The organism is Endozoicomonas gorgoniicola (assembly GCF_025562715.2).
GTDB classification, from domain to species: Bacteria; Pseudomonadota; Gammaproteobacteria; order Pseudomonadales; family Endozoicomonadaceae; genus Endozoicomonas_A; species Endozoicomonas_A gorgoniicola.
The window spans coordinates 4,003,706-4,018,952 of record NZ_JAPFCC010000001.1 but is presented as its reverse complement, the minus strand read 5'-3'; the positions used below and the strand labels follow the sequence as shown (position 1 = coordinate 4,018,952).

The 15,247-nt window shown below is 44.8% G+C and carries 8 protein-coding genes; 4 read left to right on the top strand and 4 right to left on the bottom strand.

Features of this window, described 5'->3' with window-relative positions:
• Positions 1-6 precede the first annotated feature (6 nt).
• The 4 genes from NX722_RS18250 to avs1c all read left to right on the top strand — a co-directional run bounded on the left by NX722_RS18250 (position 7) and on the right by avs1c (position 9,328).
• Positions 7-1,479: a site-specific integrase gene (locus tag NX722_RS18250; RefSeq protein ID WP_262564283.1), complete on the top strand. Its 1,473-nt coding sequence runs from the start codon at positions 7-9 to the stop codon at positions 1,477-1,479.
• A gap of 576 nt (positions 1,480-2,055) precedes the next feature.
• Positions 2,056-3,237 (top strand): AVAST type 1 anti-phage system MBL fold metallo-hydrolase Avs1a, encoded by a 1,182-nt coding sequence (avs1a, locus tag NX722_RS18245; RefSeq protein WP_262564282.1) that lies wholly within the window; start codon positions 2,056-2,058, stop codon positions 3,235-3,237.
• On the top strand, positions 3,234-9,011 hold the full coding sequence (gene avs1b / locus NX722_RS18240; RefSeq protein WP_262564281.1) for an AVAST type 1 anti-phage system protease Avs1b: 5,778 nt from the start codon (positions 3,234-3,236) through the stop codon (positions 9,009-9,011). The genes avs1a and avs1b overlap by 4 nt, the downstream gene beginning before the upstream one ends.
• Positions 9,012-9,022: 11 nt before the next feature.
• Complete coding sequence (gene avs1c / locus NX722_RS18235) at positions 9,023-9,328, top strand: AVAST type 1 anti-phage system protein Avs1c (protein WP_262564280.1); 306 nt, start codon at positions 9,023-9,025, stop codon at positions 9,326-9,328.
• A gap of 359 nt (positions 9,329-9,687) precedes the next feature.
• On the opposite strand, the gene NX722_RS18230 is transcribed toward avs1c, so the two are convergent.
• From NX722_RS18230 to NX722_RS18215, 4 genes are all read right to left on the bottom strand, one after another.
• Positions 9,688-10,281, bottom strand: a complete 594-nt coding sequence (locus NX722_RS18230) for a hypothetical protein (RefSeq protein WP_262564279.1) — start codon at positions 10,279-10,281, stop codon at positions 9,688-9,690.
• A 131-nt stretch (positions 10,282-10,412) separates the two neighbouring features.
• Positions 10,413-11,168 carry an IS21-like element helper ATPase IstB gene (gene istB / locus NX722_RS18225; protein ID WP_262568692.1) on the bottom strand — a complete coding sequence of 252 codons (756 nt, stop codon included), beginning with the start codon at positions 11,166-11,168 and terminating at the stop codon, positions 10,413-10,415.
• Between the two features lie 10 nt (positions 11,169-11,178).
• Positions 11,179-12,711 (bottom strand): IS21 family transposase, encoded by a 1,533-nt coding sequence (gene istA / locus NX722_RS18220; RefSeq protein ID WP_407648010.1) that lies wholly within the window; start codon positions 12,709-12,711, stop codon positions 11,179-11,181.
• A 253-nt stretch (positions 12,712-12,964) separates the two neighbouring features.
• Complete coding sequence (locus NX722_RS18215) at positions 12,965-15,184, bottom strand: hypothetical protein (RefSeq protein ID WP_262564277.1); 2,220 nt, start codon at positions 15,182-15,184, stop codon at positions 12,965-12,967.
• Positions 15,185-15,247: the final 63 nt, after the last annotated feature.

Here is a 15,247-nt window from a genome sequence, read left to right as displayed (position 1 = left end):
TGAAATATGAAAAAGCTCTACAAATTAATTGAAGATGTCCAGTATCCAAAAATAATAAACTTTAATTTAACTACAGATGAAATTATTGTTGGGCAAGAAATTTCTCAAGGTTTTTTCTCATTTTTATGGCCTAATGGAGTACCGTGTATTTTCGTTGAAATGTTTTTAATTGACAAATCTGAAGAAGTTAAAATTAGCAAGTCTGATGGTGGTACTGTAGGAGTTTATGCATCTCAAATCACTCACTTGGTAAGGTTTTGCTATTCAGAATCTAAAGAGTTTTGGGAGTTAACAACTTTTGATATAGATAAATTTGTATCTGTTTTAGCAAATGAAAAGGATGAGACAGGTAACAACAGAAGAAGAAATAATAATACAATAAAGTCCATACTATCAAGTGTTGTTATTTTTTTAAAGTGGCTTCAAAGTAATTATTTTCCTAACAAGAACATTATTGGTATAGATACTTTTGAGAAGAGACATCAGATAAAACTAAGAGAGGGACGTCGTATAACAGAGAAAGGGCATGCTGTTCTTTATCAATATTTTCCTACAAAATTACCAAGCTCTACTAGGTGCCCGAAAAAACCTGTTTCAGAAACAGTCATAAAATTGCTTTGGGATACTTTAGCTGAGAATAAAGCATACGCTAAGGTTAATCGCCGATTACAATCGTTTTTTTCAATTGAGGAGCAAAAAGATCATATAGAATATATGCATAAACGTAGAGAGCTTCAACTGACTCTTCTTGCTGCCACTGGTATGCGCCCTCAAGAATTAATTAATATCTGTGTTACAAATAATCGACCTCACTTAGAAAAGGGTAATATTCTTGTGCCAACTTTAAAAAGAAAAAAATTTGTCCGCCTTATACCTATGGATCGTGCCACTATAATCCGCATTGAAGTATTTATTGATATTCATCGAAAAAAATTAATTGAAAGGCTTGTTCGATATGGCATTCTTTCCTGTGCCGAGCATGCCGATGATGTGATTTATTTAAACTCAGAGACTGGGAAAAAGGTAAAACCTGATGCTGCTTATCAAGAGTTTTTCCGACTGACAAAAAAAGCCGGAATATCTCAAAAAAACTGCCAAAGTATGTTCAGACATCGCTTTATCACCAATATGGTTAAATTACATCTAGTATCATTCATGGATAAAAATCCTCTAAAGTCTCGTCAAATAATGACAGATAGTGACTATAGGACGATCCTGACTAAAATTGCAAAATTCACAGGTCATAAGGATGTTAATTCACTTTTTCATTATATTGATCTGGCGTGGGATGAATTAGATGTTTTTGAACATGCTTTTGATATCCAGAATGTTCAAAATAAACTAAAATCGGTTTTGTACCTTGTAAGCTCGCTGAAAGCAGATTTAGAGATAAAGAAAGATGCTCCCAAAAAGCACATCATTAGCTTTGTACAAGAGCAATTAGAAGAAATAGAAAATGCGGCAATGTTGACCGGCTAACCGACCATTGATTGTAAACTTGAGATTATTGCTTCCCTACATGGGTATTCCGGAGCCATCCGGCCACCGATTCCGGTTGCGACAGGCGAAGCCTGAGAATGTGGGAGGTTTGGTATGAACTGAAATCATTCGTTGAAATCCAGTGGGTTCGACTCCCCCCTGTGTCAGGATAGTTGTCCCGTTTACTGATTAATCAATATAACAGTGGGCGGAAGACCCTGAGCACCAGGGTTTTTGGTTTCAAAAGCGATGCCAAAAACAGCTTTCGGGAGATTATGCAGGCCTGCTCAGATAATGGTGTTATCTGGGACTCCAAAGTCATTAACCGTCTTTGTGGAGCAACGGCCTCTGCCAAGCACCCTCACAGAGAAACAGCTTCAGAGGGGAGCAAGCAGGGCAAGCGTGCTCGAACATCATTAGAGTATAAAGTGGCTTGGGTGTCAGGCTTGGGTAGAGCTGTAAAGCGAACAGAGGAGCAGATAAGCGGTAGAGCCAAAATCATCCTCTGATAGTGGTTTTCACATCAAAAGTAATGCAGAAGGTCGTGGTAGTATAACTATTAGAAAGGAGGCCTGAATGCTAAAAGTGAAGATGTACCCTGCTGGTAATGGCGATGCATTTTTAATCAGCTCGGAAGGGGTAAATATACTTGTCGATGGTGGCTATGCCCAAACTTTTGACAAGCACATCTCAGATGATTTACATGATCTGTCAAGTAGGGGGGAGCATCTAGATCTCCTAATCACAACTCATATCGATGCTGACCATATTTCAGGCATTATTCGTTTACTATCTCTAAACGGCTCTTCTGATTCTCCAAAAATTGTTCCCATAGGTAATATCTGGCATAACAGTTTACGGAGTTTGACCGCTAAGGTTGACATGAAAGCCCAGCCATCAGATCAAGAGGTGTTGAATGCAGTACTTAGACGAGGGCGCCCAGCTACCGCAAATGATGTAGCCGAGATCAGTGCGCGCCAAGGGAACTCCTTAGCTTCGCTAATCCATCAGGGAAAGTATCTGTGGAATGGTGGTGATGGAGCCACAAGAATTTCTGTAGAGAGCATACCAGTATTCACTTTACCTGATGGATGCGTCAATCTGCTTGCACCAACCCAGAAAAGGCTAGACAGCCTTTTAAAATGGTGGAAGAAAGAACTGCGACGATTAGGTTATGAGGGTCCATTCGGGGCAGGTGATGTAATAGATGACGCATTCGAGTTTATGTGTGAATACTCTGGTAAAAGTACAGTAACAAAGCCAGTAGAAATATCCGCTAATAGATTTATCGATCTTGAAGATATGTATGAGCCTGATGCTTCTCCAACGAATGGGAGTTCTATTGCAACCATAATTGAGCTTGGAGGCGCCCGTGTTCTTATGCTTGCTGATGCTTGGGCAGAAGATATTGTTCAAGCGCTTCGTGATCTCAAGTCTCAGGGCACCTCCATGATATTCGATGCAATTAAAATTTCCCACCATGGAAGCTCTCGAAACACTAGTCCAGAATTATTGCAGCTAGTTGATGCCCCAAAGTACATCGTATCATCCAATGGAAAAAAGCATGGACATCCTGATATTGAAGTCTTAGCCGCTATTGTAGATCGATCAGCACCTTTCCCTCGAACAATTTACCTTAATTACCCAACACCGGCTGCAGAGTATATTCGAAGCTATCAATCAAAGAGTGGCACAGCCTTCACAGTGTATGACAACGCCACAAACTGGATAGAAATCAAGGAGAGTACTAACAAATGATTGATGCTCAAATAAAAAACGCTACCTGTAAGGTTAAGTGTGGTGAAGAAACAGGGACAGGTTGGTTAGTTACACCATCGATAGTGATTACGGCACGTCATTGTGTTTATGAGGCTATTGATGACGGAGCACAAATCGACTTGCGGTTTTCCATTGATGGGGCTGATAAAGACTCTACTGCAAGTGTGTTAGCAGATAACACAGATTTTGATGTCTGTGTGCTGCAGCTTCCGGAAGATATTGATATTACACCAATTGTTTTAAGTGAGGCTTTACCAGTTGAAGGAAGGCGTTTCGTCTCATATGGATTTCCTGAAACTAAATTAACAGTTAGTCACAGATTAGAGGGTACTGTATCGCAAGTACTTGATGAGCTAAAGCTGAAAATGGACGTTGATCTCCATGTTGATTCTCCGGCAGCTCTTTCTGAATACAAAGGCATTTCAGGAGCAGCTCTTATTTGTGGTGGAGTATGCCAAGGTTTGTTGCGCATTAAGCTTGATCTGTCGTTAGGCGCAGTATCTGTGTGCAGAATGGCTGCTTTCTTACGAGAGAACGCCATTCCAATTGAAGAGGGAGCTAAGGAAGAACTATGTGATCGGGAAGAACTTGTTTCAAGAAAAAGCTTCATAGAATCGTTTGACTCCCTAGTTCTTAGTGTGACTAATGGATATGCCTTCATTGAAGGTGCTCATGGTATCGGCAAATCTACTTTTTGTGATAGTTACCTTCCTCTTAGTCCTGAATTGGATTACTTCGCTACTTACAGCTTTTCTTCTCGCAAGAATCGTGTGAACGGAATGCATTTAGCTCAGCCTGAAGTGTTTTTCGATTGGTTAAACACACAAGTCTCATCGCTCTTGACAGGAAAGGCTGCCCGAATCTCTATTAAGAGCTATTCAGAGCTCATTAAAGACACAACGAAGCTTCTTGAAAGCTTAGGGGGAATGTATTCGTCCCAAGGAAAGACTGGAGTAATCTTCGTTGATGGTTTGGACGAAGTTGCAAAGCTTGGAGAAGACGTTTTTTTAAAGTTTATAGGGCTTTTCCCAACAGAAATACCGACTGGTTTAGTGCTTGTTATGTCTGGGCCAAGCTATACAAAACTCTCTTCATTGATTGGGGGCAGAGTAGGAAGCCAAGCCTGTATCACAATGCCATCATTGATGCGCAGTGATGTTCGCGATTATTGCGCTAGAGCTTTATTATCAAACAGATATAGTCCAGAAACAATTAGTATCATTTGTGATAGAGCTCAGGGTCATCCTCTTTACCTGCGTTACCTTATTGATTTGGTTAACGAAGGAACCGAAGATGAGCATCTTGATACATTGCCATTGATTAATGGCAGCATCCGAAATTATTACGAGTGCCTATGGTCTCAACTCAGCGTGGACCCAGAGGTTGTAAATCTCTTAGCTATTATTGCGCGCTTGCGATGGGGTATTACCATACAACAATTTTCAGAGATTTTGACAGATTCAGAGCGGGTAACTCTTGTTAGTACGATTGAGCGGATTCAACATCTACTATTAGAGAGTAATGAAACGACCATTTATCACTCATCTTTTGTTGATTATCTAATCGAGAAGACAGAGTTGCGTGATCCTGATATTCAGCAACGCTTGGCTCAGTATTGTCATAATAACCCTGGCTCTCGTTATGGAAAGCTGAATATCATTTATCACGGGCTCAAGTCATTAGAGGAACAAGAAGTTTTAGTTGTCTCTGCTTGCAATCAGGAGTGGGCAGATCAATGCGTAACATTAGGTGTAGAGCCTGATGTATTGCTCGGTGATGTAGAGGGAGCACTTAATTCAGCTGCGCATAGAGGAAAACTCATAGATGTAGTGAGACTACTGTTGCTCGCTCAGCGACTACAGTTTCGCTATGACTCGCTGTTTGCACTTTCTGCCGATTTGGTTGCTGATGCATTGCTGGCGTTAGGAAAAACACAAGAAACTATTCAGCATGTAGTACGCTACGGGCGTCTAATTGTCCCCGTTCATGAGGCTTTAAGGATAGCCTATCAGTTGATTGTTGATAAAAAACTCGATGAGGCCTTGAAGCTTTTAGATAAAACTGAAGTTGTGCTAGAAAAACGGCTCAGCGATAGAAACCCAAAAGTCGAAGACTTTATGGAGCTTTTTGAATTTCAGATTCAGCAAAAGATTCTTAGATATAGAGCTGGTGATGAGAATGCTATGGATATGTTGATGCGGTTTCATCATGTGTCCATGCAAGCCGTCACTAATAGCATCCAAAAACAAAGTGATTTACGACATATCTTACCTGAAATGAATAGCTGGGTTCTTGGTAGTTCAATATGTTTGGGGAATCGGTACACCCCTTTAGCAGTGCTGCGAAAAATGAATCCGAACCCAATACCTAGGCAAGAAATCGTACTTATGCGGGCGCTTGCGAATTATCAGGAATATTGCTTTGATTTCGGCTTAACACCAGATCAGAATATTTTGAAACAAGTATTTTGTGATTTGCGAACACTGCTTGATGAAGCTGAAGGAGAGCCATATAAGCCGCAACTAGATACAGTTAATTCCATAATATCCTTAGGAGCTCCAGTTGATCTTGTGGCATTAATAACAGACAAGATGGATTGCCAGATGGAGCCTGTAAAGTTCATCTCAGCAGATAATGTTGGTATGGATGAGCGTGAGCTTCACGCAGGAATGTCGCCGTGGAGACTCATGTCTATGCTGAACGAGAACATACCTTGTCCGGAAACAGAAGAACTCCTTCATGAGAACTGGCAGAATGGTGTTGATCTAATTTGTAGAGCGCTTGCCTGGTGTGACGGTGCTGCAAGGCGAGCAAAAAATAAAGGGAACGATGCAGGCCTGCAGCAAGTTTGGGTCTTACTTGAAAGCAGAGTTTTTAATCGGTTACGAATTACGTTAGCTCAGAGAGTGGAGTGGAGTGATAGCTACTCATTACCAGAGTCAGTATTTCCACATATTTATGGATATTTAAATTGTTTAATTACAGATGTTTTTCCAGAAAAAATTGGCTATATGCTGGAGTTTCTTAATGAGCGATTTCCATTCCAATATGGTCTGTACTCTGAGGGTTTTTGCGCAATATTAATTACAGTTTTGGATAGGGTCTGTAAGCATCAGCCTTTAGACGACAAGGTTGAAGATCTTGCGTGGAATCTTCTATTGCGTTGGCAGGAATTTGTCCTGAAAAATGTCAAAAATCGGCATGAACTAATTCCTGAGTTGTTGGCTTTAATACCATTATTTGTACATCTGGGTGCATCTGAAGAGGCCGAACGTACATACCAGTCAGTTTTGGCTTTATCAATGGGGCCAGACTGGTATAAGGAGGATCAGCTCAGCCTTATGACTGGTGCTATCGATCAGATACCAGAAGGGGAAGCATTTGAGGTTGGGGTTCTACCACGAATTGCTAGCCTGCTCGAAGCTGCAAGCGGTGAGATGACCTTTCAGCGATACGTTCGATATGACAAAGCCGAACTTTTAGAGATTTTGTGTAAACGAGGAGATTACTCTAAAGCTGTTAGCTATTTTTTACGCCAAATCTGTGGAACCGCAGAGCAAATGCTTACCGAAATTTCTGAAGGTGAAATTGATCGGATTTCCCCCTTGAGAGGCATGCGTTTTCCTGGCGGAGCTCTTGATGAACAAGAGGCAATACATCGCATTCTCAGGCATGCAATACCTTCAGGCCACTGGGCATTGTGTTGGGCGCTATTGGAGATCTATCAATTTGGTGATCGACGGCATCTTAGTGCGACTGCTGAACTGTATGCACAAATAATAGAGAAAATTGACGGAGATAAAGTAGCCCTAAAAGAAATAACTCGTAGATTAAGGCTTGCCATTGAGACTGAACTTGCAAGTCATCAACGAAGTGAGTTTGTTATTTATTTGCGTGAAAAACTACCTACCGACAAGCTGGAGATGTTTAAAGGCATTTTGGACGAGCACTCAGTGTCAGGCCAGAGTCAAAAAGAGGTATTAACAGGTTACGTTGAGGGCAAAAGCGAAGCAAAGAATGAAGTAACAAGAGACGGAATGGTGCTGCCTGGTGTATTTGGTACACAACACTCTATCCAGCAGTCAGAAGCAGCAGTATTAAGAGCAGAAAGACTTCTTTCTCGTCGTAACAATACAGCAGCGCAAAAAGAAGCGAGTATAGCCCTTGAACATCTTCAACGTGGTGGCTGGTCGATATGGGGAAATCTATCCTCTGGGGCAACAAGAGCAAAAAATATACTGCTCCACAAGAGTGATTCAGCAGACACTGTTGTTAAGCTATATGCCCCTTTAGTTCTTAACGAACGCTATGCAGAGAGATGGCGTCGAGCAGATCATCTGATTGGGCAGCTTGCCGGTATTACAACTCGAGAAGAGCGTGCAGCTTTGATTCAGACGGCTATTGAGCATATTGAAACCATTGTCGGTTGTGATGAAAAGAGTCAAGAATATGAGTTCTTAGAGGACTCATACCAAGGCAGCGTATCTGAAAGCCTTATTCAGCTATTGGTTTATGCTCTCAACCATCCACAGTGGTTACGTCGAGAGAAATCTGCGGAAATGCTTCTTTGGCTTCTGGAAAGCCACCCGGAATACATTCCTACAGTAGGCCCAAAAGCCTTCGCAATGGACAGCACTAACAGCCCTGATATTATCTGCGGAGTTCTAGATCACCTGTCGCAATCGCATCCTATTAAGCTTTGGAATCAGCTTGCTCCTGCTTTGAACTTTGAGGAAGTTCTCCATTCTTGTAAGCATATTGGGCGGTTCACCGTGTTGCTTCGAATTGTAGAACGGGCTGTTCGGCAAAATGGAGCTGGTGCTGTTGAAATAAGGGATCAATTACGCAGAAAAATTTCTTCACCTACTGAGGTTGTTGACCCAGCTATGACTAAGGCTGGATGCCCTGAGTGGGCTCTAATCGCAGAATATCAATGGGGGAAACTAGATGCGATGGGGCTAGCAACAAAAGAGCTTGTTGAACATACCAAAAAGGTTCTTGAGGATGAGTGCGCTCCTTTAGAGATAGATATTTATATTGAGGTGGAGCGGCTTTTGGCGGAAGGTTTCAGAGATAATATGGAACACCCTTTGGGAAGGTGGATGGCAAAGATTAGTTATGCATTGCAAGTTGCATTGTTCCCGATTGTTTCCGAAGAATTTTTCCTGCGTATTGAACAAATATTCCGACCATACAACCCTGTTCGGGTAGATCGTTTTCGGATTTCAAACTTTTCATCACCATCTGTAGCATGGGTTGAAGCCTTGAAAAATCAGAATGGTAAAATTATCCCCATAAGGGGAAATGATATATATCTGGATTTTCTTGAACGAGTTTGGATAGAAGGTCAGTGGAGGCTATTTAGATTAACGGCTTTTTTTTATGATCATAAAGTACATGCTACTAAACTTCCACAGTTCGCAAGTTTCTCTCCGACGGAGCAAGCGTCGTTAGATGGTGCCTCTTGGTGTGATTGCTGTGTGGGGGTTGATGGAACGGGATCATTTTTTGGAAGTTTCACGCCGGCACTTCCTTCGGATACACTCATGAAACTTACAAGAGCTACAAGTGCAGATATAAACCGGACGTACTGGCGCTCGGGAAGGCATCCTTTAAGCCAAGGCGGAGGGCCAGAACATGAAGGCTGCTATCTATCTATCAAGGCTAATGCCTTGAAGTTGATTCAAGGCCTTCAAGTGGCTTGGGTTTTACAAATAGATGGAAGGCCACTTGGGATAGTGGAAGCCCCGTAAGGAGATTGGATATGTTTCCTAAATTTACGCAAATGAGTACTCCTCAAACTAGAGCTGAGTTTGAGGAACGCTTGCATCATATAGCTCAAGTCATGAAAGATGGGAAAATGCATATATCTTCCCACATAGCTGACTCTATTGGGGAAAGTATACTTGCTGTACGACTTCTGCCAAATGGAAGGATTGATTTCTTGAGTGTCGATGAAACAGCTCGCTTGCAGGCGAATACGATGTTTCAAAGGCCAAGCTTTGAAGATATGGCTCAAGCTAATGATGAGTCTGGAATCGTAGAAGGAGAGCAAGGACCCAATAATTAATTTAGGTCTGAATTACTACACCTTAGGGGGCGTAACTCTCTGGCTTAAAATGACAAAATATTTTTATCAAACTTTAATGTCATTAAAAGCAGTGTGGCTGCGATACCCCCCTCCGGAAATGATCATACTTTGTTGTTGTTTTGCTTAAAAAGCAGCCAAAAATGTACTTTTTTTGATCAAACTTTAATGTTCACCGACAATTGAAGCCGAAATTCGCCAACAAATTCTGAGCAGTTACATCAGCTTGCTACAGCTTTAGAAGTTTCTCCACGGGATTTCTTTTAGGTTCCACTCTCTGATAGCGTATATCAGAAATCGGGAAATTTTGTTTTGATCAAAATTTCCCGAGTCTCAAAGGGTTATACCGCTGTTAAAGTATCCCCCCCATGCTTAGTCACCCGAGGACGGCACCGAATCTTGATAGCCTGTTTGGTAAATTCAGTATCAGAAGCCTTACTTGACCAGGCATAAGCCTCACCCGGTTGAAGGTTCGCCAACTTCTGGGGTGTTAGCTGATTAAGAGCCGAGTTCGCCTTCTGAATATGTTTCAACCAGGCTGGTGAATTGAATTTGTGCAGAACGATCTGTGATGACAATTCAATCAGTTCAACAGGAACAGAAGGAGGGTCCTGGCTGGCAACCATAACGCTGGTGCCCTTATGGCGCATCTCCCGGACAACTTCTATCAGCCCTTTTACAAGGTCAGGACTGTCGATGTATTTGTGGCATTCGTCAAATACGATCAGTTTGTTGAACGCTTCACCTTGGTATTTTGCTTCAGAGAATATCTGCAGGAGAACTACAAACAAACCAAGAGCTTCATCCTTTTCAATGAACTCATCCCGAAGATCGACAATGATCATACGCCCCGGTCGTATAAGGCCACTGATACCTAAATCATCATCAATATACTGGTCTGCAAACTCCAGACGCATTTCTGCTAGACCTTTCATTGCGTCAGACATCTGAGAATCAGCCACACCCTTTTTAAGCCCTTCGAGAGTTGCATATTCCGGTCAAAATGAACACCTTCTCCGGAAAGCGTGAACACCTCCGCTTCCCTAAGCATTGCCTCTCTTAATTTTTAGCTTGGGTGTTCACGATCATCCAGTTTTGCTTTTATTTTTCTCATAGATTCTCCCTTAAGTTCTATCCGGTGTGCGTTGTGGGTCAGGCGATCCAGAATCGCGTCTGCCAGGGTGGCATCACCGATGCTGTCATGCCATTTCGACACTGGCAGCTGGCTGGTCACTATGGTTGAGCTCTGGTTGTGTCGGTCGTCCATGATTTCCAGCAGGTCGGTGCGCTGGCTCTGGTTTAGTGGTTCCAGTCCCCAGTCGTCCAGAATCAACAGGTTTACTTTGGCCAGCTGTTTCAGTTGCTTGCTGTAACTGCCGTCACCGTGGGCAACGGTCATAGCTTCCAGCAACCTTGAGGTGCGAAAGTAACGAACACTGAGCCCCCGCAGGCAAGCTCCGTGTCCGAAGGCACAGCTCAACCAGCTTTTCCCTGTGCCGCAGGGACCCGTGATCAGGAGGTTTTGTTTTCGCCGAAGCCACTCGCAGGTGACCAGTGTCGCCATTTGGGATTTCGTTATGCCCCGTGGCTGTTCGTAATCAATGCCTTCCATCGTGGCTGACAGCTTGAACCGGGCCGCCCTGAGCAATCGGGCCAGCCGCTTGTTGCTGCGGTCTGCGTCCTCCTGGTCAACCAGCAGGGCAAGACGTTCTTCGAAGCTAAGGCCTTCGTAAGTACCGGGCTGCTCCTGCTGCAGGGCAAGGGCTTCGGCCATGCCGCTGAGCCGCAGACTGCGTAACCGGGTCATCGTCTGGTTAATCATGTTCTGCTCCTCATCGGTAAAAGCCTGCACCACGAATGTTTTCATGGCTGATGGTGACTCGCTGGCTGTCGTTTTCCGGTGGCTGCTCAACAGGCACCTTGTCCAGCCCTGATTGCAGGATGGAGCGTACGTTGCTTACCCTGCGACCTCCGGTTTTGATCGCACGGTCACAGGCAGCGTTCAGTCGCTTCTGTCCGTACTCACGCTCAAGGTTTAATAGCCCCAGGCAGGCCCGGTAAGCCTGCTCCTGATGCTTTTTGTCGTCCAACAGTTGTCGGGTAAATTTCAGAACCTGCGGCCCCAGCTTCTGTGCCCAGCGCAGCAGTCTTCCCGGTGTCCACTGTTGCTGTTTCTGGTGACTTTTAGGCATATGCTCCGGCTTGGTGGTGAAGCCTCCTTCTGAGTATTGCCGGACGTGGCTGGTTACGGGCTTGCCCTTGTAGAGAATCTGAACAGTGTTGTGACTGCCACGGATCTCCACCTGCTCCCTCACCAGCTGGTGAGGCACGGAGTAATAGTGGCTGCTGAACTGAACGTGGTAGTCAATGTTGACCCTGGCCATCCTGAACTCAAGGTACTCAAAGGCCTGCCTGGGCAGCGGTGCCATCGCAGGCCTGTCCAACAGTTCAAACTGGCTGCGGCGGCAGCCGGGCAGCTGCTTGAATGGCCGGCTGTTCAGCTCTTCCAGCAGGCGTCGTATTTCCCAGTTCAGTTCGGAAAGGGAGAAGAACGTCGTATGACGCAGGCGCATTAGAATCCAGCGCTCTACCAGTTGTACGCCGACTTCTACCTTGGCCTTGTCTTTTGGCTTGTAGGGACGCGCCGGCAGGATGGAGCAGCCGAAGTGTTCCGCCATGTGCTGGTAACTGCGGTTAATTTCCGGGTCATAGCGACAGGCTTTGGTGACCGCACTGCGCAGGTTGTCCGGCACCAGCATCTCGGGTACTCCGCCAAAGAACTGGAATGCCCTGACCTGTGAGCCAATAAAGTCCACCGAACCCTGGGTCCAGGAAGCGTCTGCGTAGGTGTAATTAGAGGCTCCCAGCACCGCCACGAATATCTGTGCAGGTGCTGTCTCCCCGGTCTCTTTGCTGACAATGGGAACCGTCAGGCCTGCGTAGTCGACAAACAGTTTTTCACCGCCTTTGTGCTGCTGGCGCATTGAGCGCTTCTGCTTTTTGCACCATTCGTTGTAGCGATGGCAAAACTGGCTGTGGCTGTAGGCATTGTGGGGATAAACCTCACAGTACTCTTCCCAGAGCAGCTGTTTGGTCATGCCCTTTTGCTTAAGGCTGCTGTGGACCTCGCTCCAGTCAGGATCAATAAAGCCCTGATGCTTACGGGACGGCGTGTCAGGAGACAGCCGGTTTATAAGCGCGGAGTCGTCCATGTCGTCCGGCAAAGGCCAGGAGAGCCCGGATATTTCAAACAATTTCAGATATTTGCTGACCGCACCGACACTCACCCTGACGCTTGCAGATATCTGACGGGTAGACAGTTTGCACTCACAACGAAGTCGAAGAATTTCCCGAATTTTTCGCATTGATAACCTCTTTTCCTTTGGCATAGCCGCTTTCCCTGTTGTTGTGGAATTAGGTAAAGCGGCACAAGTTGAATGAAATCAATGCTTAAGGAGAGGTTTTTGGTTCATTTCGGAAATCATTCCGGTGTCGTGAACACTCATTCCGGCATTGTGAACAGTGATTCCGGAAATTCGCAAAAAGTGTTCACGATTGAGCGGAATAAGTGTTCACGGTTTTTCGGAATAGGCGTTCACGATAAACCGGAGTGGGTGTTCACGGGAGGCCGGAATATGCAAGAGTAAGTGCTTTACGGTTCTTCCGCATGATATTGGTCATTTGTCGGATATAAGCAGCCTGATTCCCTACTGCCCCCATCAGGAATTTCCAGTGACCAGCCTGCAGCTCAGAAGAAGCAAATTTTAGAGGATGAACATCGATCCCAGGATACTCTTCTTTTCTTTGCTCCAGCTTGTCTATTGGTGTGAGAAGCAGAACATCCTCCAGCTTCGCTGGTTCAGCACCATAGCGATCTTTAAGCATTTGCAGCTGCTTCTGATCATCGTTAGCAGCGATCATTGAAGTGAATTCAGGTTTGTAATCCTGAGTTGGGCTGTAATGGAAAATCACTGTAGATAACGGCTTCTTCAGCTGGCTGATCGCAGGAATTTTAGCCGTTGCCATTTCAACAACGGTGCCCAACGTATAACTCTTGCCGCCACCCTGAACACCAAACAGGCTGATGGTGTGAGTATGATTAAGATCCAGAGCGACTTTCCGGCCAGCAATTTCACCTAACAGGCCGTATTGCCTGGACTCTCCGTTAACTCCTAACATCACATCGTATGCAAGCTCTGAATCTTCTTGAGTAACGGTAGTAACAGTCTCCGAAAAGACTTCGGGCACGTTTTCAGGCAACTCAGGTTGCTCTGTTATCGGCTCTTTCGCGACCTCTGGTTCAGGCTTTTGCTCAGGCTTTTTCGAAGACTCTACAGTTTCTTTAGGCTCTGATACTGGTTTTGGCTCATGCCTTACTTCAGGTGTCTCTGAAGGTTGAACATCTTTTTCTGTGTCTGCCTTTATGGCCGTATGTTGGATTGTCTGTTCACTGCCTTCAGCTGTTGTGACAATTTCATTCTTCCTGGAATCTTTATATTCATCCCAAGACACAGTGCGTTCACGTTGCATGCCCAAGAAGGCGGCCTCATCCAGGGTAGGAAGAGAAGGAGCTTTATTACGTTTAACAATCAGCTCTGCAGACTTTCTGTCAGCAGGTGATATATCAGCATCGTCAGCTTCTTCAATACCTTCACTCAATAAGCTAGCAGATGCATCAACCAACTCATGAACTAAGTCATAACCAATCCGGTGAAACTCAATTCCGCAGTCAAGCTCTGCAGGTTCAGTACCAGGCTTGGCAAAATCAAAAATCAAAGCACTGCGGGTAAAATTCAGCTCATAACCATCGTCAATGGTATCAAGGAAGAAGCGGGCCTCTTCAGAAGCAACTTCAGAGATTGAACCGTAACGCTGGGTTCGATCCAGATAGAAACCAAGCAGGTTGACCAGTTCCTGATTCTTAATCAATCGATCAGGCCGGTCTTCCTGACTATGTTGAGGATCAAAGTGTTGAGCCAGTACGCTCTCACTTTCCGCAATCTGTTCGGTTATGCTGTCTTTAAGTTGTGCGTATGCAGCCAGATCACCAACATCTGAATAACACTTCACCTCGACCAAACGACAGATGATTTTTCTGCTGCCAGGATCAAGGTCAAACAATGCCAGATCAGTCCTCTTGAAGCTTATTTCATTCCCCAGTTCATCAGCCTGGTTTTGCAGAACCTGATATAGCTCCAAATGAGCATCCAGAGGCACCAGAATCTGGTTTTCAAACACCCCCTGATGTTCAAGATACATGCGGGCCAATGCCAGCCCCATTGCTTCTGCTCGCTGTGTTGGCGAAGAAATTAATTTCAGTGCCAGTCGGCCAGATAGAGAGCGCAGTTGATCCAAAGCTGACACTACATGGTTTGGCGATGACTTCAGGTTGTACTGCTCAAGAACTGGCTTTAGCAGTGCTTCGAGCTCAGCGATGGAACGAGAAGTGATAAATAGCCTGTGACCCAGCCCAACAGTAGAATCAGGAGAGTGGTCAATCAGATAATCAGGCCTACTAGCCAGACGACCATGGTCAAAAAACTCTATCCCCAGATTACGATCAACCGTCATCACCCAGTCACTGCTTTCGTGTACCTGATGAAGTAAAGCTTTATGCTCAGTATTAAGTGCCATAGTGACTTCAGGACGCAATCTGATCCCAGTTTTCCCTGTTGCCGAGGTAGCGATAGCCGTTGACATCAGTGCAGGCAAACCGGTCAACAAATCGGTTAATTCTTCTGCATCTGTTAAATGGGTATTCCGGAGCCATCCGGCCACCGATTCCGGTAACATCCGGCCACCCATTCCGTTAGTATCCGGCCACTGATTCCGGTACATCCGGCCACCCCATTTCCGACCAGTGGCGCAGTCCCATAATTCACCGCTACCCTCAAACTTGAG

Coding starts and splice junctions, on each gene's coding strand:
- NX722_RS18250 (WP_262564283.1), top strand. CDS start 7: ATGAAAAAGCTCTACAAATTAATTGAAGATGTCCAGTATCCAAAAATA.
- avs1a (WP_262564282.1), top strand. CDS start 2,056: ATGCTAAAAGTGAAGATGTACCCTGCTGGTAATGGCGATGCATTTTTA.
- avs1b (WP_262564281.1), top strand. CDS start 3,234: ATGATTGATGCTCAAATAAAAAACGCTACCTGTAAGGTTAAGTGTGGT.
- avs1c (WP_262564280.1), top strand. CDS start 9,023: ATGTTTCCTAAATTTACGCAAATGAGTACTCCTCAAACTAGAGCTGAG.
- NX722_RS18230 (WP_262564279.1), bottom strand. CDS start 10,281: ATGAAAGGTCTAGCAGAAATGCGTCTGGAGTTTGCAGACCAGTATATT.
- istB (WP_262568692.1), bottom strand. CDS start 11,168: ATGATTAACCAGACGATGACCCGGTTACGCAGTCTGCGGCTCAGCGGC.
- istA (WP_407648010.1), bottom strand. CDS start 12,711: ATGCGAAAAATTCGGGAAATTCTTCGACTTCGTTGTGAGTGCAAACTG.
- NX722_RS18215 (WP_262564277.1), bottom strand. CDS start 15,184: ATGTACCGGAATCAGTGGCCGGATACTAACGGAATGGGTGGCCGGATG.